This window comes from Salinigranum halophilum, from assembly GCF_007004735.1.
Lineage (GTDB): Archaea > Halobacteriota > Halobacteria > Halobacteriales > Haloferacaceae > Salinigranum > Salinigranum halophilum.
Map to the genome: position 1 here is coordinate 479192 of NZ_SSNL01000005.1, position 25892 is coordinate 505083.

General features: G+C 55.8%; 13 protein-coding genes. 8 read left to right on the forward strand and 5 right to left on the reverse strand.

The annotated features are described in order from the left end of the window. Positions 1-72: 72 nt before the first annotated feature. Entirely contained in the window at positions 73-474 is a 402-nt protein-coding gene (locus E6N53_RS21095) for an HNH endonuclease (RefSeq protein ID WP_201741157.1), read from the reverse strand. Between the two features lie 671 nt (positions 475-1145). Between E6N53_RS21095 and E6N53_RS14615 the strand changes: the two genes are divergently transcribed. Then, complete coding sequence (locus E6N53_RS14615) at positions 1146-2201, forward strand: hypothetical protein (protein WP_142860308.1); 1056 nt, start codon at positions 1146-1148, stop codon at positions 2199-2201. 222 nt (positions 2202-2423) lie between these two features. On the opposite strand, the gene E6N53_RS14620 is transcribed toward E6N53_RS14615, so the two are convergent. Beyond that, positions 2424-2777 carry a hypothetical protein gene (locus E6N53_RS14620; protein WP_136590828.1) on the reverse strand — a complete coding sequence of 118 codons (354 nt, stop codon included), beginning with the start codon at positions 2775-2777 and terminating at the stop codon, positions 2424-2426. A gap of 240 nt (positions 2778-3017) precedes the next feature. On the opposite strand from E6N53_RS14620, the gene E6N53_RS14625 reads away from it, so the two are divergent. Next, positions 3018-4364 carry a DNA cytosine methyltransferase gene (locus tag E6N53_RS14625; protein WP_142860309.1) on the forward strand — a complete coding sequence of 449 codons (1347 nt, stop codon included), beginning with the start codon at positions 3018-3020 and terminating at the stop codon, positions 4362-4364. A gap of 8 nt (positions 4365-4372) precedes the next feature. Here the strand turns inward: E6N53_RS14625 and E6N53_RS14630 are convergent, their stop codons facing one another. After that, positions 4373-5134, reverse strand: coding sequence for a CBS domain-containing protein (locus tag E6N53_RS14630; RefSeq protein WP_142860310.1), 762 nt, complete (start codon positions 5132-5134; stop codon positions 4373-4375). Between the two features lie 266 nt (positions 5135-5400). Then, complete coding sequence (locus tag E6N53_RS14635; protein ID WP_142860311.1) at positions 5401-8343, reverse strand: DEAD/DEAH box helicase; 2943 nt, start codon at positions 8341-8343, stop codon at positions 5401-5403. A 105-nt stretch (positions 8344-8448) separates the two neighbouring features. On the opposite strand from E6N53_RS14635, the gene E6N53_RS14640 reads away from it, so the two are divergent. Continuing rightward, complete coding sequence (locus E6N53_RS14640) at positions 8449-9495, forward strand: HNH endonuclease (RefSeq protein ID WP_142860312.1); 1047 nt, start codon at positions 8449-8451, stop codon at positions 9493-9495. A 179-nt stretch (positions 9496-9674) separates the two neighbouring features. Here E6N53_RS14640 and E6N53_RS14645 read toward each other — a convergent pair whose 3' ends face one another. Beyond that, the gene (locus E6N53_RS14645; RefSeq protein WP_142860313.1) at positions 9675-13685 is read right to left on the reverse strand and encodes an Eco57I restriction-modification methylase domain-containing protein; all 4011 of its coding nucleotides are present in this window, start codon (positions 13683-13685) and stop codon (positions 9675-9677) included. 268 nt (positions 13686-13953) lie between these two features. Here E6N53_RS14645 and E6N53_RS14650 point away from each other — a divergent pair, with 268 nt between their 5' ends. From E6N53_RS14650 to dcm, 5 genes are all read left to right on the forward strand, one after another. Beyond that, entirely contained in the window at positions 13954-17757 is a 3804-nt protein-coding gene (locus E6N53_RS14650; protein ID WP_142860314.1) for a helicase-related protein, read from the forward strand. 8 nt (positions 17758-17765) lie between these two features. After that, positions 17766-19718 carry a hypothetical protein gene (locus E6N53_RS14655; protein WP_236642369.1) on the forward strand — a complete coding sequence of 651 codons (1953 nt, stop codon included), beginning with the start codon at positions 17766-17768 and terminating at the stop codon, positions 19716-19718. Positions 19719-19761: 43 nt separating this feature from the next. Next, on the forward strand, positions 19762-20706 hold the full coding sequence (locus E6N53_RS21100) for a phospholipase D-like domain-containing protein (protein WP_201741158.1): 945 nt from the start codon (positions 19762-19764) through the stop codon (positions 20704-20706). A 134-nt stretch (positions 20707-20840) separates the two neighbouring features. Then, complete coding sequence (locus E6N53_RS14665; protein ID WP_142860316.1) at positions 20841-23306, forward strand: DUF262 domain-containing protein; 2466 nt, start codon at positions 20841-20843, stop codon at positions 23304-23306. 168 nt (positions 23307-23474) lie between these two features. Beyond that, positions 23475-25718: a DNA cytosine methyltransferase gene (dcm, locus tag E6N53_RS14670; protein ID WP_236642370.1), complete on the forward strand. Its 2244-nt coding sequence runs from the start codon at positions 23475-23477 to the stop codon at positions 25716-25718. Positions 25719-25892 lie beyond the last annotated feature (174 nt).

The following is a 25892-nucleotide window of genomic DNA, read 5'->3' on the forward strand; positions in this document are numbered from 1 at the left end:
CGGTTCTTTATACGACTTCGGAGTCGCTACGCTCTCGGCCTATTTTGTCAAAGATAAAGTCAAATTTCCAAACTACTCCCGGTCACGGAGTGCCCGCAGTCGCTCGGGACTGATCTTCCCGAACTCGGCTTTTCGGTGACACCGACTGCAGAGAGACGCGACGTTGTCGAGGAAGTGCGCGTCCTCACGGCTGAGGTCCTCAGCTTCGATGTACCACCGCACGGGGACGATGTGGTGCACGTCAGGATTGCGGCCGATCTCCTCACGGGTCACGCCACAGACGACACACTGGTGCCCATCTCGTTCGAGTGCGTCCGAACGGACAGCAGCCCAGCCACTCCCGTACGCTTCGTTGCCGCCGCCGAGCCAGTTCGGGTGCCCGTCCCCAGAGAAGGTCTCCGAAAGCCACTGAGAACGACATTCTTCCCCGCAAAGAACGACGTCACCGATGTTGCTCGGATATCGTTCGACCACGTCGCCACAGACGTCGCACTCGGTCGTGCGTCGGCCCCCCGACCACCGGGGATTGCGGGGGCCGTCGATACTGGGTGGTGTTCGCCACTGTTCAGTCGTGACACACTCGGAACAGTACAATCCTCGCTTCTCCGAAGGGTAGTACTCGAACGTTGCACCACAGATACGACAGGTCGTCTCCGTCTTCCCACCTCGATAGTTCGGATTTCGCTCCCCGGCGTAGGGAGCCGCCTCGGTGAGGCACGCCTCAGAGCAGTATTTCTTCTCGTAGTCGCTGTAGAACGCATCGCCACAGTGATCGCACTCGCGATTTCGGAGGCGCTCGCCGTGTACAATCGAGTGGTGGACACCGAGACCACGGCGGGAGCTGAAGGGTTGACCGCACGTCGGACAGGTGTGGTCGTCGTATGCGTTAGTCGTCATCGGTCAGAGACGCTCCGGGAGTGGATGGGCGGTGAAGAGACGATACAGCAGTCGGTGAGTCGTGGGTGTGGTCGCATTGTATTGCTGCGGTGACTCGGATGAGTTCCCGCACTCCTCTTTGGGGACGACAAAAGTCACGGGCGGAGCACTCCCCAGTCGTAGTTCCGCTGAGAGTATTCAATCGGATAGTGATTTTCTATCAGTTCCTCAGACTACCATATTATATTGATAGTCTATGAATGGAGAACATGGCTCGAGTAGCACGCCAAGAGCGAGCGACGCTTCCGGCCGGGGTACCTGCAAAGGCCACGCCACAACACGAGAAGCCCGGACTCCGGCCGGCGGATAGAACGGCCGAAACGGATGTCTCGTGGCCACCGACTCCCGACCATATCCAGAGTATCAACACACACCACGTGGTCGTCGTTTGTTCTAGGAGCATCGATTTCCCACATCTTGAGCATACGAACGCGTGTTACACCGCGCTTGAGCGGATTGTGGGGTCGTATTCAGACGAAACCCTCGGCCTCGAGACCGTGCTGTCAGAAGTCGAGCGGCGATGGGATTCGCCGCGGCCCGGGCGCTGTCGAGGCGGTGTCATCGCCGGTGATACGTGTATCCAGACGCATACGAAGATACCTACAGCGTTCCTCGAAGACGTGGCGGCAGCCAAGCAATTCGTCCAGTCGTTGCCGGCGGACCTCACCAGATACGGAATGTCACCCTATGAGTGCCGTGCGGCACTCTGTTGGCCAGTCCAGCCAGGCCACTTCTACGTTGAGTACGAGTATCAGAGCGAGAATCACTTCGGTGGAGAACGCGAGCAGTTGGCATTCGGGCTCCTCTTGTCCGATCCGCTGTTCGACGACTCACTGGTCCGGGAGTTTTTTGCTGCACTCGACGTCGATCCACCCCTGTACCAGCGACAGTGGCCGTACCAGGTGCTCGTCGTGCAGGGAGGGTCCGAGGGCGTTCCGGTCGAGCCCATCGCGACCAGGGGGAACGACACGGATGAGAGCCGACGGCTGCTCCACGCGGAGAACCCACTCTACGGTGTCAATCAAGATGACCTCCGAGTGAAAACGAGGACCGATGCATCGGGGCCGCCGACCACGACGCAACAGCTATCGATGGAGTGCTACCGTCCGCTCCAACACATCGACTCGCTTGGGTACGATAAAAAGACAGACTCGTCGCATCTCGAGACGCACCACCTCGACGAAATCACCGTCATCAATCCACCGGGATTCAATTCGATGTGGGTCAACGCTTCACTTGACACGATTTATTCACGATATGGGTAAATCGATGTAGGAGACAACGAATTCCCAGACACGCGCGGCATCGACGAGCTCCTCAAATACGAATTCGTCGTCGCACTCACTGTGCAACATGGAGGACCAGATCGAGTATATTGTGATGATATTTCAGCGGCACTACAGTGGATGAAAATCATATTTGTCAGAATTAAGTCATCTTATCCTAACTAACCGAGTCTTGTACTACGGATAGCCATAATTGAGCAATCAGGAAAGACGCTTGATAAATTGTTTGACAGCCCTGCAAGCCGCTTCGGCGTCAGATGTCGAGCGGGAGAAGTCAGAACTGATAGGTTCTGTGAACCCGGGGCGATGGTAGTCAGGGCCAGCCGTCTCGCTAGCTTCTATATGCCACTTGCCGTCAAGATACTGGAGTGAAACGACTCGTATCGGCACGTCAGTGCCAACGAGTGAGACGTCTTCAAGATTCCATGAATATTCGTCATCAGCCATCTCTCGAACCCACTGATAGCTATCCTTGTCGAGCCGGGTTCGTTCCCAGTGACAGTCGTTCTCTTCGATACTCTGGGGAGGTAGGTCAACGTCATCTTCGGTCGACATACCCCAAGACACAGGTCGGAGCAGCTAAATAATGTAGGCCGGTGTGTCCGACTTATTGACCTCAGTTGAGACACAGGTCAGTCAATCATATAACTGAACTCGTCTATAAAGTGGCCCCGTGGAGAGATATAACAGTGCCTGATGATTTGAATGACTTCGCCCGCTGCGCCACTACCGAGAACGCCAAGGGTACGCTAAGTTCCGAACTACTTTGACGACCCCTACACAACCACGTGAATAATGGAAGATCGGCCGTCCGCGATCGATCTATTCTGTGGGGCAGGAGGTCTCACACAGGGACTCCGAGACGCGGATTTCGATGTCTGCTGGGCGATTGATTGTGATTCTGCTGCAGTAGAAACCTACCGACGAAACCACGGCAATCACGTAGTTGAAAAAGATATTCGTGAAACTGACCCGGGGATAGACGGACCCGACATCGAACCAAGGGTACTCGACCTTGTGGCAGGTGGACCCCCATGTCCCTCCTTCTCTACTATTGGACGAGCAAAACTTGGTTCGCTGGAAAACAGATCGACCGAGGAAGACGACAGGAACATTCTCTACCGTGACTTCCTCCGGTACGTCGACTATTTCGAGCCCGCAGCCTTCATCATGGAGAACGTTCCGGGCCTGCTCAATGATACCGCGGTCGTCGAAACAGACACGATTCAGCAGTCGCTACCGACGTTCTCAGCGTCTACTGGGGAACCGGTCGGCAAGGAAACCCCAGTCCCCGAGATTATCCTCGAAGAGATGAGGGCACTCGGATATCACGCGGATTGGGAAATGGTCGACGCAGCTGACTACGGGGTTCCCCAGCATCGAAAGCGGGTTTTCTTCATCGGAACACGTGAGGGAGACAGCCTACCGGACCTCAATCAATGGGAAACACACCGTGAACCGAAGAACAAGACAGAGCGAACCATGCAGGTCCGGAGTAGCCCCGGGGCGTTCAAAGAATCCTCTCAGACTACGTTCAATACGGAGCCAGCAGTTCCACCTTTCAACCGAGGTGACACGGCCAAGCGACCGTATGTGACTGTCGCGGACGCAATCATGGACCTGCCTCCGGTCTCACCTAGTGGAGAGATGCCGCCGAGAGAAGCGACGGAATACACCCTCCCCCCGGTTTCACCATATCAGGAATGGCTACGCGATATCCTGGAGGATGAAGACTGGGACGATCAACCGCTACGGAACCACAGTTGTCGGTGGCACAACCATCTGGACCTCTCTATCTACAAACTGCTCGGGCATGGTGTCGGATGGAATATCGGGGACGTAAGCCAGGAGCTCCAGCCCTACCGCGATGATGTCTTCCCAGACAAGTACAAGAAACAGAATCCCTCCAAGCCGGCGTCAACCATTCTTGCACACATCCAGAAGGACGGCCACATGTTTATTCACCCCACTGAAGCCCGATCGCTCACTGTCCGAGAGGCCGCCCGGTTGCAGTCATTTCGTGATTCATACTGGTTTCCGGAGAGCAGGACGAACGCGTATCGGCTTGTCGGAAACGCCGTGCCTCCACGATTGGCACACGCTGTAGGCCATGCGACTAGAGAAGAAGTTCTCGAGTGTTAGGTCAGGGACTATCGAGGACGTGGATTATCGGCGACAGCGGTGATGTATCCGTGGGCAAATTCGATTATATCAAGATCAAGCTCGCTCCGGTCTTCGATACGGAAGTGGAAGAGACGATTGCGGTGTTCTCCAATGCGGCTGACCAGCTGTCGAACGAAATCCTGCCGCTCGTGAAAGAACTCGTCGAACCCGTCGTTCCAGTTTTTTGAAATTAGGAATTCGTAGTGACTGAAGCTGCACTCGTCGAGGCTCTCAACGAGACGTAGATGGTCAGACTCCGAGGAGAGATCTCTCAACACCGCTGGAACCTCGTCGCCATAGACATCCCGAATGATGCTACGGATTGCGTTCTCAATGCCCTCGATCAGAAGAAAGGGCTGGGTGGACTCCCTCCAGAATTCGCGGATATCGTAGTCAGTAACAATTCTGTATCCGTCCGGGGAGTCCACGAGTACGTATGAGCGTTCGCCAAGAATGCTGAACAGAGTATTGAACTCATCATCGTGGTCGACTATCCGTGGCTTTTCGACTGCGAGTTCTGCTGTCCGGTTGCTCAGTCTCTTTGGCGAGTCGAACAGTTCGTCAGTTGCGAGCAACGCTCTTGCAATCGACTGATACGATACAGCGCCGATGAGTTCACCACTGCGGGTGATTCCAACCTGAGAGTACTGCCGTGCCAGCATTAGTTCGATTACGTCCCGCAGGTTTGTCTCCGCAGTAACCGTCTCAAAAGAGGGGGCGTCGATCTCACCAACTGTATCAAACACCATAGGGTATACATGAACTCCGTTCAGGAAAATATGAACGGGTCCCTGACATAGTCGTCTCGGATGAGTTACACAAGCAATTGATCAATGCGTTCATACTGGCGTTCATCTGGAAGTGACCGATTCACGAAGAGGAGTTGTCTAGCCCGCACGAATTGGCAGTACTCTCGCAAGAATTATTCGAACAGGTATCCGAGTTGCAACGATGTTATATACGATTGCGTGTGGAAATCGTCAAATAAAATTCAACAGACAACTGGGTTCTGTGGCTAATTCTCAAAGGCGTCGATAACGGCGGCCATGTTGATGAGCTCCGGCTCGTCAGGAATCACCTGCTCTTCCTCTTCAAGCCTCGCCAGCTCTGCATCCCGTTCTTTCTTTAATTCCTTGAGCTGGCTCTGTGCTTTCGCGAGAACGATGCGCATGTCTTCATCCGGCTGTGTGTCCCGTTCTTCGAAACGCTCGATCCGGTCCTCGAGGTCGTCGATACGGTACTCGAAGTATTTCTGTGTGTGCTCGCGTCGAATGCGGGCCTCTCGCTGTCGGTCTTCTCGTGCCTCGGCTGCCAGATTCTCTATAACCTCCCAAGCGACAGCCTCTGCACGATCCACGAGATCGTCAGAACACGCAGAAATCACTTCGACTGCGGGATAATCGTTGGCGGCGGAAGGCGGGAGGCCACCGGTGATGTTGATGTTGCCAGTCTTCTCATCACCGTCTGGTGTCACGTAGACTTGGACGAGGCGCTCAGTGACTGTGTCGCCTGTCCCAGAGAGATATCCCACCCGGAAGTGGCAGAGTAATCCCGGTGTTGCCAAGTCTCTTCCGCCAGTCAGGACGGCCGTCTGTCCACCGACTGCGTCACTGTCGAGACAGAACTGCATCATCGACCGCACGACTGGGTGGTCAAGGGCGATGAATTCGAGTGACTCGTCCTCAACAGCGTTCTTCCGGTCGAAGGTTGCGCCATCGTACCGGTCCTTCACTTCGCCCCCCGAGATCGGGTCTGGGACGACGAGGTCGAACACGTCGCCGCCGTCATCGGCGGGGCCGGACCGCACGTTGACAATCCGGCCACCGAACTCGTTGCATACGGTCCGAACGAGGTACTCCACGTCCGCCTCGCTGATTGTGTCCTCTGCACTCTCGTCGATGATGTCGAGGATTTCCCGATCCTTCTCGCTCAGGTCGAAGCGGTCACGGATGAGCAACTCCTCGTCGACGCGGCGAACGGCTTCCTCCTGGTCTTCGACAATCGCGTCAAGATCTGCGGCGATTGAGTCCGTACCGTCGTTCTGAGCGATAGCGGTCATGATCTGCTCCTCGAGGTCGACGTTCTCCAGAACGAGCCCGAGGACATCCGAACTCATGCCCAGCGTTTCCTCGATCTCATCGAGCTTGTTCAACAGCAGTTCGAGGATGTCGCTCTCCCGTGTATCGTCGACGAACAGGTTCCGGATCTCGACCGTTCGTTCCTGCCCGTAGCGGTGGAGTCGACCGATGCGCTGGTCGATTCGCGTCGGATTCCACGGGAGATCGTAGTTGACCATGATGTGGGCGAACTGGAGGTTCAGCCCCTCGCGGGCGGCGTCCGTCGCCAGCATGATGTTGGCCTCCTTTTCGAACTTCTTCAGCTGGCGTCTCCGCTCGGGCTGTGAGAGGTCGCCATACACTTGAGCGACGTCGTGTTCGCTGAAGAGCCGGTCTCTGAGGTATTCCAGCGTGTCCGTGTACTCGGTGAAGATGAGGACCTTCTCGTCGGGGTCCTCGGCCAGCACGCCGTCGACGAACTCGCGGAGCTGTTCGGCCTTGGTGTCGACGTCGATCGCCTTCGCTTGGTTGTAGAGGTCCCGGACGATTTGCAGCTCCTGTTTGACCTTCGCCGGATCACTGGATGCTGCCACGCTTCCGAGTTCCTCCTCGACCTTCTCCCGCTGGGCGTCGGTCAGCATCTCGGGGTCCTCGCGGTACTGCGGAAGGAGGCTCTTCGTGAGCTGAGACAGGTCGCCCGGATCCGCACCACCGGCCTGGATAGACTGCATCCGGTTCTTGAGCGACTTCCGGATGGCGTGAATCGACGAGACGAGTCGCTTCTGGTAGAGGACCATCGCGAATCCCGCCGTGTCGTTGTCCTCTCTGTGGGCGAGGTTGTAGTGCTCCGTGATGTACTCAGTGACGTTCTCGTAGAGCTCCCGTTCCTCAGGCGTGAACGTGACCGGCAGCGTCTCGATGTTCTTCTCGGGGAACATCTTTGACCCGTCGGACTCGTACATCTCGCTCTTCAGCCGACGGATCATCAGGTCCCGAAGTCCCTCCTTGTTGACGTCGTGCTCGTCACGGAAGCGGTAGGGGTCCAACAGAGAGACCATGAAGTAGAACTGATCGCGTTTCCCCTTATGGGGCGTCCCCGTCAGGAAGAGAAGCCCATCCGAGTTCTGCGACACTGCCTCGCCAACCCGGTAGCGCTCAGTCCTGTTGATTCCACGCTTGCCCTCGCGGCGTGCCGTGAGGTGGTGAGATTCGTCGAAGATTGCGATGTCCCACTCTTCGTCCAGATTCTCCAGTGCCGCGAGCATGTCGTCCTGCTTCGCGAAGTCGATGGAGGTGATGATGCGGTCGTCGTGTGTCCAGACGTTTTTGTTCGGATGGGCACCGCGCTTCGCGTCGACGTAGTCGCGGTCGTACACGACGTAGTTGCTGTCGAACTTCTCGCGGAGTTCCTCCTGCCACTGGGTCGTAAGGGGCGCAGGCGCGACGATCAGCACTCTGTCGGCCTGCCCACGGGCAGCGAGTTCCTCGATGACGATGGCGGCCTCGATGGTCTTGCCGAGACCGACCTCGTCACCGATTAGATACCGGTGATTGTACGAGGTGAGGATCTCGTAGGCGGCCTTCACCTGGTGTGGTGCGATGTCGATGCGGCTGCTCTCCAAGGTGACGAACCGGTCCTGCCGGTGGGCGAGGTCGAGTTCCGCAGCCCGAGAACGGAGATTGAAACGATCTGGTGCATCGAACTCACGGTTTGCGAGCAGCGTGTCGCTCCCCTCAACTTTGTCGACGACCGCGCTGGGGCGCTTGGTCTGTCCGCTATCGGTCAAGATCGTTAGCAAGCACTGCCCACTTGGGCGATGGTTAGCCTTTGCAACTTCCCCACTTCCGCCAGCGAAGCTTACGCGGTCGCCGACTTCGAATCCACATTCGCAGCTGGTCACTGATAGGTACGATGTGACTCTCGGATTTAATATCTTTGCGGATAAATGCCGCCACAGTGCACCCAGTGTCCCGAATGACCATCCGTAAAACTCCTCCCGAGAATCATGAATAGGGCGTTCAGAGTTGGCGAGCGATACCGAGACACGGGGAGTTTCAGGAACCCGGATGACCAGTTTCTGCGCTGGATTCGTGGCCCACTGAGCAGTGGCATCAAAAACACGGGCGGGATTCGCGACCTTGGGACGGACCGCAGCGATGCTCCTTCAGCACTGGTACTGGTCTCGAACGACAAGGGTGTCTCTCAGCACGATGACCCGTGGGAAGACACGCTCGCAGTCGATTCGGGATACATCAGCTACTGGGGCGACGCCAAGGCGGAGAACCCCTACGACAAATCGAAACAGAACGAGAAAATCAAGGACGCGTTCGACAGGAAAGCGTCCGGCCGACGTGAGGAAGTCCCACCGGTCCTCGTATTCCGGAAACCACAGTCTGGAACCGTCGAGTTCTGTGGGCTCTGTGTTCCTGACCACCTTGAGATCCGCTCCTATCAGGATGATTCAGGCACGCAGATTCCGAACTACCTCTTCCATTTCTCGATCCTCAACACGCAGTCTGTCCCGGTTTCCTGGCTCCACGACCGCGCACGGACGAACAGCTCTGCAAATGCCCCCGAGGTGTGGAAGCAGTGGGTTCGGACCGGAGACGTCAAGCAGTGGCCGACGGGGGAGCTCCTCGACTCCGTCGGTGGGACCATCCGACGCTACGAGCAACCCGAAGTCGCCGTGAGCGACGCGTTCAGAGCTGAAACGTTTGAGCGATATGGTCGGGCGTGTACTCTGACCGACATCCGGGAGGAGACGCTGCTCGACCTAGCTCACGTGTTGCCCCGGAGCCAGCGGCCGGACCTCGCTGAGCATCCGGAGAACGTGTTCGTGCTGAACTCACTCCATCACCGGGCGTTCGACGCCCACCTCTTCACCATCGATAGCGAGTACAGGATTCGTGCCAGCCCCTCGTTCGATCCAGCTCATCCGTTCCTGAAACAGACGATCATCGACCGTCAGGGAGAGCGACTCACACTCCCACCCGATGCTCGAGTACAGTCTGCGTTCCTTGAAGAGTTGAATTCCAGTCTGTCTTGGCTGTAAGCGAATCTCACCCTTTCTAGCTTGTCGACAACAGCGCTCGGGAGCTTGGTCTGTCCACTGTCGGTCAAGAACGTGAGCAGACACCTGCCACTCGATTGGTAGCTGACCTTTACAGCCTCGCACTTACCGCCAGCGAAGCTAACAGTCGCCGACCTCAAGTCCACAACCAGAGGCAGAGTTCAGTCTTTTAACATCATATATTGTTCCGAGATCGTTTGTGCGTCCATCTGTGAGTAAATTCGTTGTACGTCATCGTCAGATATTTCAAGAGTATCGAAAACCAATTTATCAATTTGTGCTTTATTCTGAGCAATATTGAGATCAATGTCTTCAATAGCAGACACCGAATTCTCGTACTCAGATTTCAATTTTGTTTGGAATGTTCTCGCTTCCGGATCTGGTGAAATCATACTGGAGTTATGTTTTGCAACGGACAGAATTCCCTTATCTGAGGAAAATTCGTGTTTCCAGTACTCTTTGACGTACGTTTTTCTTGCCAATTCTTCAAGATCGACCCCCCAATCGGTCTGAATCCATTGTAGGAATCCTTCGATCTCGTCCCACCTGTCGGAGACCAATGATTTGGTATCACGAGCTATTTGTTCGAGCTGTTCGCTCTGGAACAGGGATTTGGTCGCTGGAATGTCCTCGACACTTCGCTGAGTGGAGTATCCTGTTCGGGTGCTGCTTTCAGTTTGGAGATATTTAGAGAGGCTGGAATTCAGTAATGCAACACCAGATTGCAGGCGAATATCATCTGTTTTTGGTTTTAAGATCGTAATATCTCGTCTCTCGTAGTAACCATTCTCTTCGATCGCATACGGTTGCCAGTCATTCCCCCAATTGGAGTAGACGATTTTCGGTGTCGTAAATACTGACTCATCACGTGGCCAGTGGAGGCTGTACCATTCTATCTTACCCTGCTGAACTTCTCGGCGAGATTCAAGTTTAGTTTTATAGCGTTCAAGATGTTCCCGAATTGATGGGTAGTCGTCTATTCGATCTTCTGAAGTGATATATAACAAATATAGTTCTTCTGAATAATCAATCCAAAACTCAAAAATGTCGGAATTCCGATATGCGGGTCGAAGAAGCGGGTGATTGGCAGTAATACCAATTCTGTCGAGGTCAGACGTTGTTAACAAGTAAACTCCTTCTCCGACTTCGAGTTCCTCATTGTCGAATTTGTCATACGATCTGGATGTGACCGTATCTGGATTAGGCACTATTCCCTGCTTTGAGGTTAGGAATTCCCCAATTGTTTCATTTGCAGAGGGTATATGTATAGGTCCTCGGGCCAGCTCTTTCAGACCTGTCCAAGGAGATCCGTCTTCTGGTAATGAAAATCCTCCATCAGTATATTGTGTAGAATAGAAGAGGTCCAGAGAACCATTTAGTGAGTCACTGAGCTCCTTCCTTGTCACTGAAGAATCTTTCAGGTACGCTATAGTTACTTCGTCTGGTTCACTTTTTGAAATTTTATGTATCTGATTCTGTTGACCCTTGGCATCGTCAAATATTGTATAATCACTGAAATGGATTATATTTTCTATCCAAGCATCTTCCAGCAAGTTAGCACGTAGTTCTTGGGCACTGTCTGCCTCTGGCCAATATGCAGTAGTAATCATCGCAGAGGCACCAGACTGGTTTAGCAGCTTTGCCCCGAGCTGGACAAAGAAGTACAGCATATCCATTCGGCCGTGATAACAATTCTTTACCAGTGAAACCTTTTTTAATGTCTCAAAGGTTTCTTTTTGATTCTTTTCGCCGACATACGGTGGGTTACCAATAATTGCGTCAAAGCCAGGGTCTGTATCTCCACTATGTTGGGAATAGAAAACATCAGGGAATTCTAATCTATAGTGGATCGGCTTCAATGTACTAGCTAATGTCTGAGCTCTCTCAAACCAATCAGAACTTGAGACGTCTTCCCATTCTTCAGTATCGTCGATGGCCCGTGCAAGGGCGGAGTAAGCATTGTCCGGAACGTGTTCCCCATACTGATCTAAAATATATACGTTCGCAATGGAATTCAACCGGTTTCTGAAAATATCTCTCTCAAATTCACCATACTTCTCTTCTATATATTTGATGTCCTCAAGTGTTTCATTGTCAGATGAAACGATATTTTGATGAATATCGAGCAACTTCTCAATACTATCTTTTTGTGTAACTCCAAACTCAGACAGCTGTGAATTCGGGCCAGCATCCTCAAATCCAGTGTCTAATTCGTCAATGTCCTCGATATTTGCGCCGATTAACGAATTGCCGGTTTTAAGATGGTGATCCAGAAACGCAAGAGGCTGCTCAGCTGCCAGAGTCCGAAGCCAGAGCGAGACTTTCGCCAATTCTGTGGCGAGTGGATTCAAATCGATGCCATAGATACACCGCTGAGCGATCTGTCTGCGAGCCCAGTTGATATCTCGAAGTTCGCCTTCTTTGGTGGTAGGCTCCTCTATAGAATCGATTCTCCCACTCTCGATGGCCTGTTTGTCCTGTCGCTCTTGCGCGTCGATTATTTCACGGGCAAGATAATCCACAGCGTTCACCAGAAAGTGACCACTGCCCATTGCAGGATCGAGTATTTTGAGATTAAACACTCGCTCAGCGAAATCCTTCGCAAACTGACCCCCACCCTCCTTATCAAACGGGTCTTGAGCAAGGAGATCCTCTCGAATGTCACTCACTATCGGATCAAGTGTTTCTTCTACGATATACTCGACAATATATTCGGGTGTATAATAAGAACCAGTAGCTTTTCGCTCACCAGCGTCTGTGCGGAGATATACGTCTCCTTCGTGCACTTCTATCACATCACTCGATGTAGCAGGGGAGTACTCGCCTTCCTTTACAGTCAACGGCTGATCAGCAATATCAAGCTTGTATTCAAGTAATCCCTCGTAAATTGAGCCGAGATGACGCTCATCGAGTGAAGAATAATCGACAAACACCAGACCGTCGCCTTCGTCAGCGTCGCGTCGAGTCAGGAGGTCGATCACTTCCGCTACGTGCGCGTCGTCCGCTTTGTGAGTCGCGAGGAACTGTGCCTCTTCGCTGTCGTCTTGATCGGGACTGGTTCGGAACAGGCCACCATTGTACGCCGGAATGTAGAGTTGATCCTTCGGAATTCCCTGGCCCTGACTGCCTTGGTCAATGAGCAAGAACAGTTCCTCAAGCGTATCCCAAAGGTTAGTCTGCCAAGTCTGATAATGCTGCTGTGTCTCGTCACGTTTATCAACAACTTCCCGTTTCAACTCATTCAGACTGTAACTCTCGTTGTAAATGTCGTTGTCAGTGGGCAGGAGGTCACGCCCCTCACTCTCCGCGTACAGAACGAAGATGAGACGGTAGAGATAGATGAGCGAACTGTCGTGAATTAGCGGCAGGTCGTCCTCGCTGAGATTTTCGTTTGTGTCGAGGAAGCCCTCAGCGAGGACACGAATCGCATCGTAGATATTCTCTTGGAGGTCCTCCCCAATCGCCTCCGCGAACTTACCGGACTCGTCGTAGACGTCGTCGAGGAAACAGTCCCCTGACCGATCAGGCAGGAACGCCTGCTGTCGGAAGAAGAGATAGAAGTCTTTGAAATCCTCAATGCCACCCTCTCCCTCGACGACCTCAAAGAGTTCGGGCAGGTCAATCTCGTAGTAGGAGTCTAGGCGGTGACTCGTCGGCCCGTAGTAGAGCCGCCATTGCTTCCCGTTCGTCAGCACCCCCCACTGGGGAGGGGTCTCCATGAGGTAGTCGTGGATCTGGTAGCTCGGGTTCTCGTAATCCCGCTTCTTTTCGCCACGAGTGTCGAGCTCTCGGCCCCAGTACTTCGCGTCGGCGACGGCGATCGCCTCCTCGTAGAAATCCGCTCGGTCGAACGCAGCATCCGCGGCTTCCGTACTCGGGAAAAAGCCGTAGTCCGGTCGCCGGGCGGTTCGCATGACCGTCTCCTCGATCTCGAACGGAATTCCGAGGATATCGAAGACGGGCCTGATGAAATTCCGCTCCAGCTGAGCCTCGTTGTAATCCGCGACTCGATCCTGCTTGTCAGTCCAGAGATCGCGGATTTCGTCGTACGCCTCACGGACCTCGGCCTCGTCAACTTCCTTCCAAGGCTCCGTCTGTCGGAGATGCTCGGTGAGGTAGTGGTTGGAAAAGAGGTCCCGATTCGTCCGATAGGGATGAGATTGCTGAGACATGTGTGCTGATCTAATAGCGCCAAGGCGACGCTATCTGTGAATATTCAGACAGCCACGTTCCTGCCCTATAACAGTTAGTGAAAAACGGGATTGAACGAGTGTGCTTCGTCCTTCGCGCGTGTGCGCTCGCACATGCGCAGCGAGCACGCGTATTGCGAACGCGCACGACGCTAAAATCTCAGACCAGCACCGAGCTCATGCTCTTGCTTGAGGTGCTGGTCTGAGGCAAAAGTATAAGTCGGGTGGCACGATTTGTCCTAGGCGCAACATGACAGGGTTCGAGCCAGATACGGACGCCGGCCCTCCGGACGACGAGGAACGCATCGCACGACACCTCCGAAAACGCATCACTGACCGGGTGAGCGGAAATCTCGAGGGTGAAGACGCTCGGGTCAAGCGCGACGCCCCGAGCGACAAATTCTTCGCCGGAGCACTGGCCCTCGATGGGAACAGCGACCTCGGGGACAGCGATGACGACGACCTCCAGTCGAAGATGGAGCCCCACGCTATCGGTACCATGACCCGCATCCGAAACGGGTCCGCCGGTGACACGATTTCCATCGACATCACGGGGAGCGTGTGGGTGCGCGTGAACCCGACCTACGAGGAGATGGACCGACGCGAGGAGTACGTCTCGCTGGCCGACCGCGACGACGACGAGACCGAGAACACCACGCTCCTCCCCGTCTTCGAACGCCTCGAACTGGAGGTACCATCGATCGAGGTCCCCTACGAGGCCATCGCAGGCGGAACCCGGACAACCCCGGAGGTCGTTCGGGAGCGCGCCTCCGAAGCGATCAGGGCGGCCGTGGACGACGCTCGCGAACGGGCTGTAGCGCGCGACGACATCTACCTCGACAACGGAGACGACAAGCCCGACGAGGACGTCCCGAACTACGTCCTCCAGAACGAGACGGCGTTCAACGACTACCTCGAAGAACGGGACGGAACGCCGGCGATACCGGACTGGGACCTGTCAGTACAGGTCGTCACCACCGAGGACCGTGAGAGCAACGGTGACGAACTCCTGCTCGACATCGAGGTCACGAACACGGGCAGACAGTCGAAGCGGGACTACGTCTACACGCTCCGCGACCCGACCCTGTTCGAGGTTCAGCTCGACCTCAGCGCGAACGGCGACGTGGAGTTCACCCCCTTCACGTTCGACCCCCTGCCCGAGGACTTCCGCTACAACCGCGACCTCTGGGGACACGGACGGAACTGCACGATCAACGCTCCCGACTACGAGGAGACGCTCGGTGATGCCACACCGGGTCGCTCCGCACCTCGTGCCGACCCGCACACGGACCACCTCAAAACGGACTTCATCCCCGAGTACCGCCAGCTGGTCTACGAGTCCGCCGATCGAGGCGTGAACCCGGCGTTCAGCGAGCTCGCAGACCTTCAGGGCGGCGGGTACGAGGTACTGGAGTCGGTCGCGGACGCCATGGACGAGTACCTCGAAACCGCCTACCCGGAAGCCCTCCGGGAATACAAAAAGCGGGGCGACTGGACGGACGCCGACCGCGAGGACTTCGAGGAAGACAGGGCTGCATTCGAACGCGAAATCATCCGATTCTGTCGTGGCATCCGCGTGCTTCGCGAACACCCGGACACGGTCGGGCGCGCGTTCGAACTGATGAACGAGTCGATGGACCGGATGCACGACTTCGACACGTGGCGACTGTTCCAGCTCGTGTTCATCGTCATGCTCGTTCCCGACATCGCGGGCCGCGAGTACGAGGAGTGGGACGAGATTAGCTGGCGTGACGAGGAGGACCTCTCAGAGCGGTTCGAGAAGGCCGAAGGCGCCCTCGACGTCGTCGACGTGCTCTGGTTCCCGACCGGCGGCGGCAAGTCCGAGGCGTTCTTCGGTGTTGCCGTCTGGAACATGTTCTTCGACCGCATCCGGGGCAAACACTTCGGGGTGACGACGTGGACGCGGTTCCCGCTCCGTCTCCTGTCGCTCCAGCAGCTTCAGCGGATGTCGGAGACCATCATATACGCTGACCTCGTTCGCCGTGACCAGGACGACATTGGGAGCCGCCCGTCTCGTCCGTTCAGTGTCGGTTTCCTCGTCGGCAAGAAGAACACGCCGAACGCGCTCACGGGCTACAACAACGACAACTTCACGCGCTACAAGCAGGACGAGAAGCTCCGGGAGGAGGCGAAGGTCGTTCCGAGCTGCCCAGCCTGTGGGTCCCGGGTCGAGATGCGAGTCACGGAGGACATCCGCCTCGCGCACGTCTGTACCGGGAATCCCTTCGAGTGTGACTGGCAGAAGCGCGAGACCACGGCCCAGGAGGTCTACGCGGAGGACGAACTCCCGATCCACGTCGTCGACAACGAGCTCTACCGCTACACGCCGAGCATCCTCGCGGGGACCATCGACAAGATCACCGCAGTCGGCTACCAGCGGAAGATGGCACACATCCTGACGGGAGAGATGGAGTACGAGTGCCCGACGCACGGCTTCGCCAGTCTCGGTGAGTGTACCGAGAAGTACGGCTGTGACATCGACAAGGACGAGTTCGAGTTGATGGCGTCGCCGATAGACGTGTACGACCCGGCACCATCCCTGATGGTCCCCGACGAACTCCACCTCCTCGAAGAGAGCGTGGGGAGCTTCGACGGCCACTACGAGACGGGCGTCCAGACGCTCCAAGAGATCGTCGACGCCGGGAAGACGAAGGTACTCGCACCCACGGCGACGATCACGGCCTACGAGGACCAGGTGTACCACCTGTTCCTTCGGCCCGCAGAGCGCTTCCCGTCGCCGGGCCCCTTCCTTCGCGAGAACTTCTACGCGATGGAACAGCCCGAGACACAGCGGTACTACATGGGGCTCATCCCGCACGGGAAGACGCACATCAACTCCATCATCGACGTCCTGTTCACCTTCCACGAGGAGGTCCAGGACCTCCTCCGGATGGCGATGGAGTCGCCCGAGGACCTCCTCACGGGTGTAGCACTGGACGGGACCGATACCAGTGAGGCCCTGTCAGCGGACTCCATCGCGGAGGTCATCGACATCCTCACGCTCTACAGCACGAGCCTGACCTACCTGCTGTCGAAGAAGGACGGCGACCGTCTGGACCAGTCGTTCGTCAGCCAGCTGAACGCGTACTTCCGTGGGGAAGGCCGCCCGCCACTCAACTCCGAGCGCATGACTGGTGGGACGCCCTTCGAGGAGGTCCAGACCATTCTGGACCAGCTCGACGACCCGTGGCAGGAGGACGAAGACGATGCCCTCCTGCACAGCCTCGCCGACGACGGCCTCGTCGATGAGGATGACATCCCGGACATCATGGAGCTCCGTGATGTCCTCGCGGCAGAACTCGACGAGGACAGAACTCCGCGGACGGAGTTCCGCGTCGCCCTTCGTGCGGCGTCCCCCGAGGTGCGAGAAGGGCTCGCCTGGCTACTCGCGTACCGTCCCAACACGGTGACCGCCACCAGCATGATCAGCCACGGGGTGGACGTCGACCGGTTCAACATGATGGTGTTCTTCGGAATGCCGCGTGCCACTGCTGAGTACATCCAGTCCAGTTCCCGGGCTGGTCGCGCACACCCCGGGCTTGTGTTCAACATCCTCCACCCCATCCGGGAACGTGACCTGAGTCACTACCACTTCTTCGAGAAGTACCACCAGTTCCTCGACCGGCTCGTCGAACCCGTCTCGGTGAACCGATGGGCGAAGAACAGCGTCAAGCGGACGCAGCCGGGGCAGTTCATGTCGCTCCTGCTTAACCACTACATGTACACCGACGACGGGGAGCTGATGTACTTCGGTGACCGGGCCGAAGAGTTCCTCTCGACGGTCGACGACGTCGACCTCGAGAACCTCCTCGTGGACATGTACGGTGGGTCGGAGGTCCCACCGGAGTTCAGCGACGACGTCCGGCAGCTCACCCGGAGTGCGATCTCCGAGGTCCAGTTGAGTGACCGACAGTGGACGAGCGAGCGCCTCCCCGGTCCTCCGATGCGGAGCCTGCGTGACGTCGACGAACAGCTCCCGATCGATCCTGAGTGGAAGTACAAGGACATCCTCAGCACCTACAACAACCGATAACAATGTCAATGGAACGTAGCAAGTCGCAGGTACTCTACCAGTTCCTGCCCGAGAACACGTTCGACTACAGCGGTCAGCGGGGCATCTGGAAGACCACGCGACTTGAGACGAGCGATGCGAGTGGTACCGTCAGCAAGGACTACATCCTCGGCCGCGTCCTCGCACGCATCCGAAACTGGGACGGGGGCCAGAACGGCTTCGTCTCGAACAACACCGACCACTACCACTTCGGCGTCCCCGAGGGTGTCCGGGCCGAACCGTTCCCCACGACCTACGAGTGCCAGAAGTGCGACAAAGCGCACGGGTACTACACCGCAGACGAGGTCAAGAACAACAACCCTGATCTCACCTGTGAGCGATCTGGCTGTAACGGGAACCTCGAACAGTACCAGTTCGTGAGTGTTCACACCTGCGGAGAAATCCGACGCCTCTACCCGCAGAAGTGCCCAAACCACGGGGACCAGCACGTCATACTCAACCGCCGAAACAGTCAACGTGTCCGGAACTTCCACTGGAGCTGTGAGGTCGGTAACTGTTCATGGGACACTCCCATCCGGAACTACCAGAACTGCAATTGCGACTACATGGCCCCCGAAGCAGAGGAGAATGACGGGATGTACACGACGGTCCACCGGGCCGGGAGCGTCTTCTACCCCCACTACCTCTCGACAGTGAACCTGCACACCGCAGGCATCGGGCACCTCCGGAACTCTGAGGACGGAGCAAAGAGAGCGATCGCGAAGCTGTTCGGACTGTCAGATGCCGGGTCGCTTCAGGACGTCAGTCTGCACCAGCGAACCGGCCAGGTCGAGGTAGACGACGAGAAGGTGGTGGAGATCTACACCACACACGACGACATCACCACGCTCGACCAGGCACGTGAGCACCTCCGTGAACAGGGGACGCTGGAGAGCCAGACCATCCTCGAGCGTCTCGGCGAGACACTCGCTCTCGATACGGACGGCGAAACCTCCGAGCTCACCGAGGCTGGTGACGAGATTCTCCAGTACGTCCTCAGCCGCGAGTCGCTCACGACGGATACACTGGACGAACTGGAATCGGACGCCCGGGACCGTGGGTTCACCGACAAAGCGGACCGCATCAACAGCTACCACGACGACCTGGAGGCGCTCGGATTCGACGACGTCCGCGTCATCGAGGACTTCCCTGTACAGACGTTCGTCTACGGGTACACCCGTGGCAGCCGTGAGGAAGGCGAAGCACGGATCAACGCGTTCTCACAGAGCGCGAGTGACGGTGACGGAACGCCGATCTTCGTCGACACGTCCGAAACAGAAGCGGTTCAGTTCGACCTAGACCCCGCACAGGTCCTGCTGTGGCTCGCACTCAACATCCCCGAGACGAGCGACCCGACCGCGGTGAACGGAGACATCGTCCTCCCAGAGGTCAGCGGCCGCGACGACGCTGCACTCGAGCACGCGAGAAGCGAAATCGAATCGCTCTCCAGCGATGAGCAGTGGGCGTTCCTGCTCAATCACCTCGCGCCAGTCGAACGGTACGGCAAGTTCCAGACGGACCTCGACGATTCGGTCGAGGAGCAGGTCACAGAGCACGTGTTCCAGCTGGTCCACACGCTGAGTCACATCCTGCTGAAGCAGGCCAGTACCATCAGTGGATTCGACCGAACGAACCTCAGCGAGTTCCTCTTCCCGCGCGCGCTCTCTGTCGTCATCTACGCGAATAACCGGGAAGAGTTCAACATCGGCGGGATGCACACGATGGTCGAACAGCAACTGGATAACCTCCTCGGACAGGCCGAAACGCACGGCAACGAGTGTGTGTACGACCCGGTCTGCTCACAGCGCGGTGGGGCCTGTCTCTCCTGCCTGCACGTGAGTGAGATCAGCTGTTCGTACTTCAACCAAGTCCTCTCTCGGGACTTCCTGTTCGGGAGTCGACCGAACACTGACAAGGACATCGCCGGATACTGGACACTGTAATCGGCTCCTAGCGTGTACGGCCACCGACTTATATAGAATTCATATGACTGACGACGAATCTGACTCGACGTGGTTGCCCCTTGCTATCGCCGAGTACGTCGATCGCGACGAGCAACTCCTCTCCCAGCTCGAAGGCCTGTTAGTCCTGTCTGGCGGCCGCGGTGAACTGGTGACGCCCGCAGAGATTGCGAACAGAACAGATGTCTCCGTTGCCGCAACGACCGACACATTTCGACAGCTCTCACAGACTGACGCGGTCACTCGCGAGTCGTTCAGAACGAGTGTCGAGGACAGCCCCTACCGGATCAACGTAGAGGTGTGCCGGAGGGTATTCGAGACAGCCCGCTACGCTGCGCGCAGTGTCAACGCATACGAAGCCCGTCAACCACCGGCGACAGAGGCAACGCCGCTGGTAACGTTCCCCGCTGACCCCGCCTTCGATGAGGTGAGCCCGACCTCGTTCGGGATGTCATGGCTGATGCCTACCCTTACGCGACAGATCAAGAGGAGCAACACAACGATCACGCTGGTAGCACCGTTCTTCGAGAGAGACGGGTTCGCTCATCTCGAAGACGTGTTGCTTGCAGCCATGGAGCGAGGTGTGTATATGAGGATAATTTCCCGGTATCTCACAGACACAGACTCGTACAACTACTCGGTCCTGAAGTCGTTCGCAGAGAGAGCGGATGAGCGCAACCTCGACCGGTCACTTCTCAGGTGTGTGGACTATACGCGCTGGAGTACTGGAACACCCTCGACACAACGTCGTCAAGATGGTGCTACCCCTGCGTTTACTCTACACGCCAAGATCATGCTCTTCGACGATAAAGCAGCGTACGTCGGGAGTGCGAACGTCACAGACTACGGATTTGAGCACTATCTCGAAACCGGTGTGCTCCTCGAAGGTCCACCCGTCGAGGGCTTCGTTGACCTCGTAAGCTTCCTACTGAACTCGGAGGCCGCGACAACGGTATCTCTAATTGATTAATAGGGTTTATTGAATATCTAAGTTCATGTGAATTGACAAAGCGCATCCGGTACTGTCTGCTACTGTTACGTTATCAATATCAATATCAATATCGTATGAGGCACTAATATGTGCATCCTCTCTGACAGACCGGTATGGCTGATGAAAATCGGACGCTCTACGATACCTACATTGATTACGACCACGTTGACCTCGATATAACAGCGGTTGCAGACCACGTCGCGATGCAGCAGATCGCGGGCGACAATTTCGAGATGGAAAAGAGAACGTTGGAAGAGATTCTCTCTGATCGGAGATTTAACGTTCCGGAATACCAGCGACTGTTTTCATGGAAAGAAAAGCACCATCGACAACTGTGGTCTGACCTCCAGCAGTTCGTGGAGGCCGATCTCGTCAAGGACTCCGACATCTCTGACGTGTTCTTTAGTTCGATGTACTTCGCTGTCGACAAAGACAGCAACACACACGAAATTATTGACGGCCAACAACGACTCACATCGGTCAACATCCTCTTACTCTCTATCCTCGAGGAACTCCGTGCCCTCAACGCCGAGTCGATCCGGCAGGAGACTGTCAGTCGACTACGGGATGGGAGTATCAAGCAGATTGAGTCCCTTCTCTACCGCTTCGAGAATCCGCTCAAGGGAGACGTCCCGCGTCTGTCTCTCAACAAGCACGATGATGACGACGACGCAGACCTAGGGTTCTTCGAGGCCCTCATGCTGGGGCCTGAAGCCCGACTAGAGTATCTCTGTTCAGACGAACGTGAATACGTCGACGGTCGCCGCGGTGATGCGACTAGAATATCGGACCTCGTTGAGGAATTCCGAATTAGCGAACAAGTCGTCGAAGAACAAGACCCTGATACGTCCTCTTTCTCAAATTTCACGCCGGTATATGACTCGAACTGGCGATTGCTCGACGCCTACAACTTCTACAAAGACCGCGTTCAGGAGGTCGTTGATACGGCAGACGATACCGACAGCAAGGCGCTAGCGCTGATTAATCTCGGGCACTACATCCAGAATTCGTATCACGTCGGCGAGTTCATTATCCGGAACGCGGCACCCGACTTCCGGATGCAAATCTTCAAGATTCTCAACGACCGCGGGCTGGAACTCACCAAGATCGACCGTATCCGAGCGGCGGTCGTGAACGCGTTCTTCGATGCCGACGACCGACAAGAGTACGTGGATAAGTGGGAAGATATTGTGGTCGCATTCGCCACCGATGTCGATCAGATTGACGACTATCTCTCCGTCTACCTCAGCATCGTCGACCCCGAAATCGAGACGGTAGGTGAAGCCAGTGCGGAACTCACCAACGCGTTCGCGACGCGCAATCTCGAGTCCGATGTTCGTCCACGATTGCGCCATCCGGACGACGCTCGAGACTTCCTCGACCATGCTCACGACCTCGTTCAGTACTACAAACACATCACTAATTCAGCGCTGGATCCTACCGACCTCGCTCTCACAGAGGCACACGAGAAATGCCAGGAGGTGCTGGTTCGTCTCAACGACCAGCGGATGAATCAGTGGCGTCCATTTGTTTTGGCGCTGTATCACCACACGGTGACGGACCCGACTGCGAGCGGTGAACAGCTCTACGAAGCACTGGACGCGGTCGAGAAACTCAATTTCAGACGGCTCCTCGTTGGGGAAGATCCGAACATCTTCCAAGAAATATTCATCGAAACCGTCCATCGATTCTCGCTTTCGCCCGAGAAAGAGGATCGTGAGAACGTGTACGGTGACTCGTGTCGCTATCTGATTGACGAGATGCGGTCGTCGAACCCGTCGATGTTTTCAGATAGGTTCGTGGATATTGTCACTCAAGCACAGGCATGGAACCCTCAGACCGCGAAATTGTTGTTCGGGAAAGTCGCGAACGAACACTTCCGTGAGGACGGAATGTACGTCGAACGGCGTCTGAACATGGGAAGCATTCATCTCGAACACGTACTCCCACAGAGTCTGATACATGACGTTGACAACCCGATATGGCTGACTGAATTCTTCCAACTCGAGGACAACGAGGTAGAGATCGCAGAAGCAATTCAGACCTATATCAAGTTGTGTCGCAGGGACGGCGAACTCGACGAGGACAAACGTCAACGTCGAGACAATATCAAGGAGTTTATTTCTCAGCGTTTTGTCAACGACCTCGGGAATTTCCTCCTGCTCCGCGACAGTGACAACATCAAGGCGAGCAATCTCCATCTCGCCGAAAAAATGCCTCAGTACTTCGATACCGGGGAGGACTTCCGGAGCATCCTCCCGAACCGATATTTCACCGAAACAGAGGGAGTAGTGGACAGGGACAAACTCGAATCCCTACTTGAACAGTCTCAAGCAATCAAGGCAGGAGAGCGTGACCAGATTGATTCAGCCTTGGCAGACTATTTCAATTCTCTTTGGACGTACGAGGCGTTGCAGGACAGACGTATCGGTCTTCTCGAGGATACACTCGATATTGTGGAGTTTGACCAGCTCGATGATGAGTTCGGACTCGCGTCCGATCGTGATGGAGTACGTGAACAGATCCGCACGCAGACTGAAGGGGAGTTTGTGAAACGCCTCTCGCTTCGGTCGCTCTGATAACGCTAAGACCCGATTCCCTGCAATCCGGTCACTGGGTCAATTTCTGTACCTCTACTTTGAGATGAGACACCATGAGCCGTGCTCAAGATGTGTTCCACCGGCTGCCTGAGTTTCCGGAACCGCATGACCAGGAGGTTTAAATCACACCACGCAGAAAGGGTACCTATGTCCGGACCGGCCACTTCTTGCGGTTCTCCATCTGAGCAGGTGCGTTCTGCTCCAGAAGCTGAACGCACATTGCACAAACAGTTGCTTCTGGATAACCTCGATTTTCTCATAGATACACTGACCGCAGAGCACGTTCGGCGTCAACAGCAGCCTCCTGCCGGCTGTCCCCGTGCCACCCCCGAAAACATCGCTCGAAATCAGTCCAAAAGCGGGGACCCCTGCCGGTACCACGCTATCCAAGCGGAGAGTAGCGAGCCTGACGGGGAGTGTCCATGTGGCGACCCGCTCATCGAAAGCGACGATCCACTTGACACCGTCGCTGCGGTCGTCCTTGGGAAACAGACGACATCCCCTTCAAAACGGTTCTTCGACCGGATTCCGAGGAAGACGGTAGCGAACCTTCGCGAGGAGTATGGGACTTGGGAAGACATCGCAGCGCTGGATCGGAAAGACCTGCATGAGGCAGTCTGTGCTGCCAGTCCTCGAAAGGGGGTAAGCACGGAACGGATCGATTGCTTGCAATTGCTACTTGAGGCAGTTCGTGAGACACGCTATACAGAGGGCACGACTCTTTGTAGTTTCTCAAGAGTCCAGTACTCAACCTATGTGACATTCCTCCAAACCCTTCCGAGGATCGGAGAGCAGGACGCGTGGTGGATACTTCAGACCGCATTTGACAAGCCAGTTTGGCCCGCAGACCCGCTGATTGATGAACTACTGGTCTCGCTGGGGTTGCTTGCTCCTGATCTCCCGCCAGAATCGACTGGTCGTCACACCGAACTCGAGGAGGAACTGATCGACCGCCACGTCCCTATTCTGTACCGAGCGCTCGCCACCCATGCTGTCAACTCGGACACCGCTAGCTGTGGTGATAACTGCGAAATACGGAAGTTCTTGCTAACATACCGGCTCGAGGAACAACAAAAGGAGTGTTATGGGCCTGTGGTCGTCGACCTGTTCGCCGGAGCAGGAGGATTGTCACACGGTCTTGCTCGGGCGGGATACGATATCCGGTGGGCGATTGATATCGAGCCCGATGCTGTTGCGACATACCGCCTGAACCATCCGGGGATTCCACATCAGAATGTGGTCTGTGGCGACGTGAGGGAAATCGATTTATTCGCAGCAATTCGGGAAGTGGCGCCCAATCCGGATCTTATCGTAGGGGGGCCTCCTTGTCAATCACTCTCCCAAGCAGGATACCGATCCCGTCGAGCGAAAGACGACGACTACAGCGTGCTTGACGACGACCGGACATCCCTGTACACGAAATATGTCGAAGCTGTCGACGAGCTTCGTCCGAAGGCTATCGTGATGGAGAATGTGGAAGGTATGGTCAACAAAGTCGGTGATACGGACGTACGCGTCATCGACTGGATAATTGAGGACTTAGAAGCTCTTGGTGAGAACGGAGAAGGGTATCAGGTCTGTTTCCGTCTCCAAGATATGACTGAGCTCGGAATTCCGCAGGAACGTGAACGTGTTCTGCTTGTCGGAATTCGGAACGATCTTGCCGTCAGTGAAAACGAGGCAGAGGACCTTCTGAATAATCTCAAGATAATAGATGACAATCGGACAATCCGACAGGGGTTGTCTGGACTTCCACGTCTACGTCGTGGGGAAGGTGGACGCGTCTTGGCAGAGATTGGCCGAGGGTCAAAAAGCCAGTACGTGAAGCAGAACGGCCTCCACAAGGGAACCGAGCTCTGCTTCAATCACCGGGCACGTGAACACCCGATGGAAAAAGATAGAATCCTGTTCGAGGAAGGGCTGCAGCCGGGAGACACTGGCTGGGACGTCAAGTACAATTCTGATGGGAAGTACGCCGAGTATATTGAGTACGATGTGGGAACTGCCGACAATCCCCGCTTCCGAGACAAATATCGGAAACTCGAATGGTCGAAGCCATCACCGACAATAGTCGCTCACCTCGCTAAGGACGCGAATGGGTTTGTACTACCCGACTACTACGAATGCGCTCGTCCGGACCCTGAACGTGCAGATCCTAGGCGAAACCGAGGAATCACTCCCCGGGAGGCGGCGAGGTTGCAATCGTTCCCGGACCACTATATTTTTCTCGGGCCGTTTACCAGCTGGTTCCGTCAGATAGGGAATGCAGTACCTCCAGTAGCAGGAGAATTGATTGGTGAGGCTCTGCTGGTCATACTGGCCGATAATCTTGGGGAGATTGCTCCGAAGGGAAGGCGGTGTTCAGTCGCGGAGCTGGCATCTGACGATTGAGATAGTGGTGCCTGATTCTATATTATCCGTGTCACAATCCACTCGACCAGCAGTATGTTGAGGGGTGCTTCAGCTCAAGGCGTCAGTGTCTCGAGGGCACACCAAGCATCTCTTGGCGAACGGAGGAATCGGGTCTCCCCGGCAACCTTGTGAGAGTATTGAGAGCTACGAGCA

Bases quoted from the DNA above. Each gene is read 5' to 3' on its own strand.
- E6N53_RS14615 (WP_142860308.1), top strand. From the start codon at position 1,146: ATGGCTCGAGTAGCACGCCAAGAGCGAGCGACGCTTCCGGCCGGGGTA.
- E6N53_RS14655 (WP_236642369.1), top strand. From the start codon at position 17,766: ATGGAACGTAGCAAGTCGCAGGTACTCTACCAGTTCCTGCCCGAGAAC.
- E6N53_RS21100 (WP_201741158.1), top strand. From the start codon at position 19,762: ATGACTGACGACGAATCTGACTCGACGTGGTTGCCCCTTGCTATCGCC.
- E6N53_RS14645 (WP_142860313.1), bottom strand. From the start codon at position 13,685: ATGTCTCAGCAATCTCATCCCTATCGGACGAATCGGGACCTCTTTTCC.
- E6N53_RS14640 (WP_142860312.1), top strand. From the start codon at position 8,449: ATGAATAGGGCGTTCAGAGTTGGCGAGCGATACCGAGACACGGGGAGT.
- E6N53_RS14620 (WP_136590828.1), bottom strand. From the start codon at position 2,777: ATGTCGACCGAAGATGACGTTGACCTACCTCCCCAGAGTATCGAAGAG.
- E6N53_RS14665 (WP_142860316.1), top strand. From the start codon at position 20,841: ATGGCTGATGAAAATCGGACGCTCTACGATACCTACATTGATTACGAC.
- E6N53_RS14650 (WP_142860314.1), top strand. From the start codon at position 13,954: ATGACAGGGTTCGAGCCAGATACGGACGCCGGCCCTCCGGACGACGAG.
- E6N53_RS14625 (WP_142860309.1), top strand. From the start codon at position 3,018: ATGGAAGATCGGCCGTCCGCGATCGATCTATTCTGTGGGGCAGGAGGT.
- dcm (WP_236642370.1), top strand. From the start codon at position 23,475: ATGTCCGGACCGGCCACTTCTTGCGGTTCTCCATCTGAGCAGGTGCGT.
- E6N53_RS14630 (WP_142860310.1), bottom strand. From the start codon at position 5,134: ATGGTGTTTGATACAGTTGGTGAGATCGACGCCCCCTCTTTTGAGACG.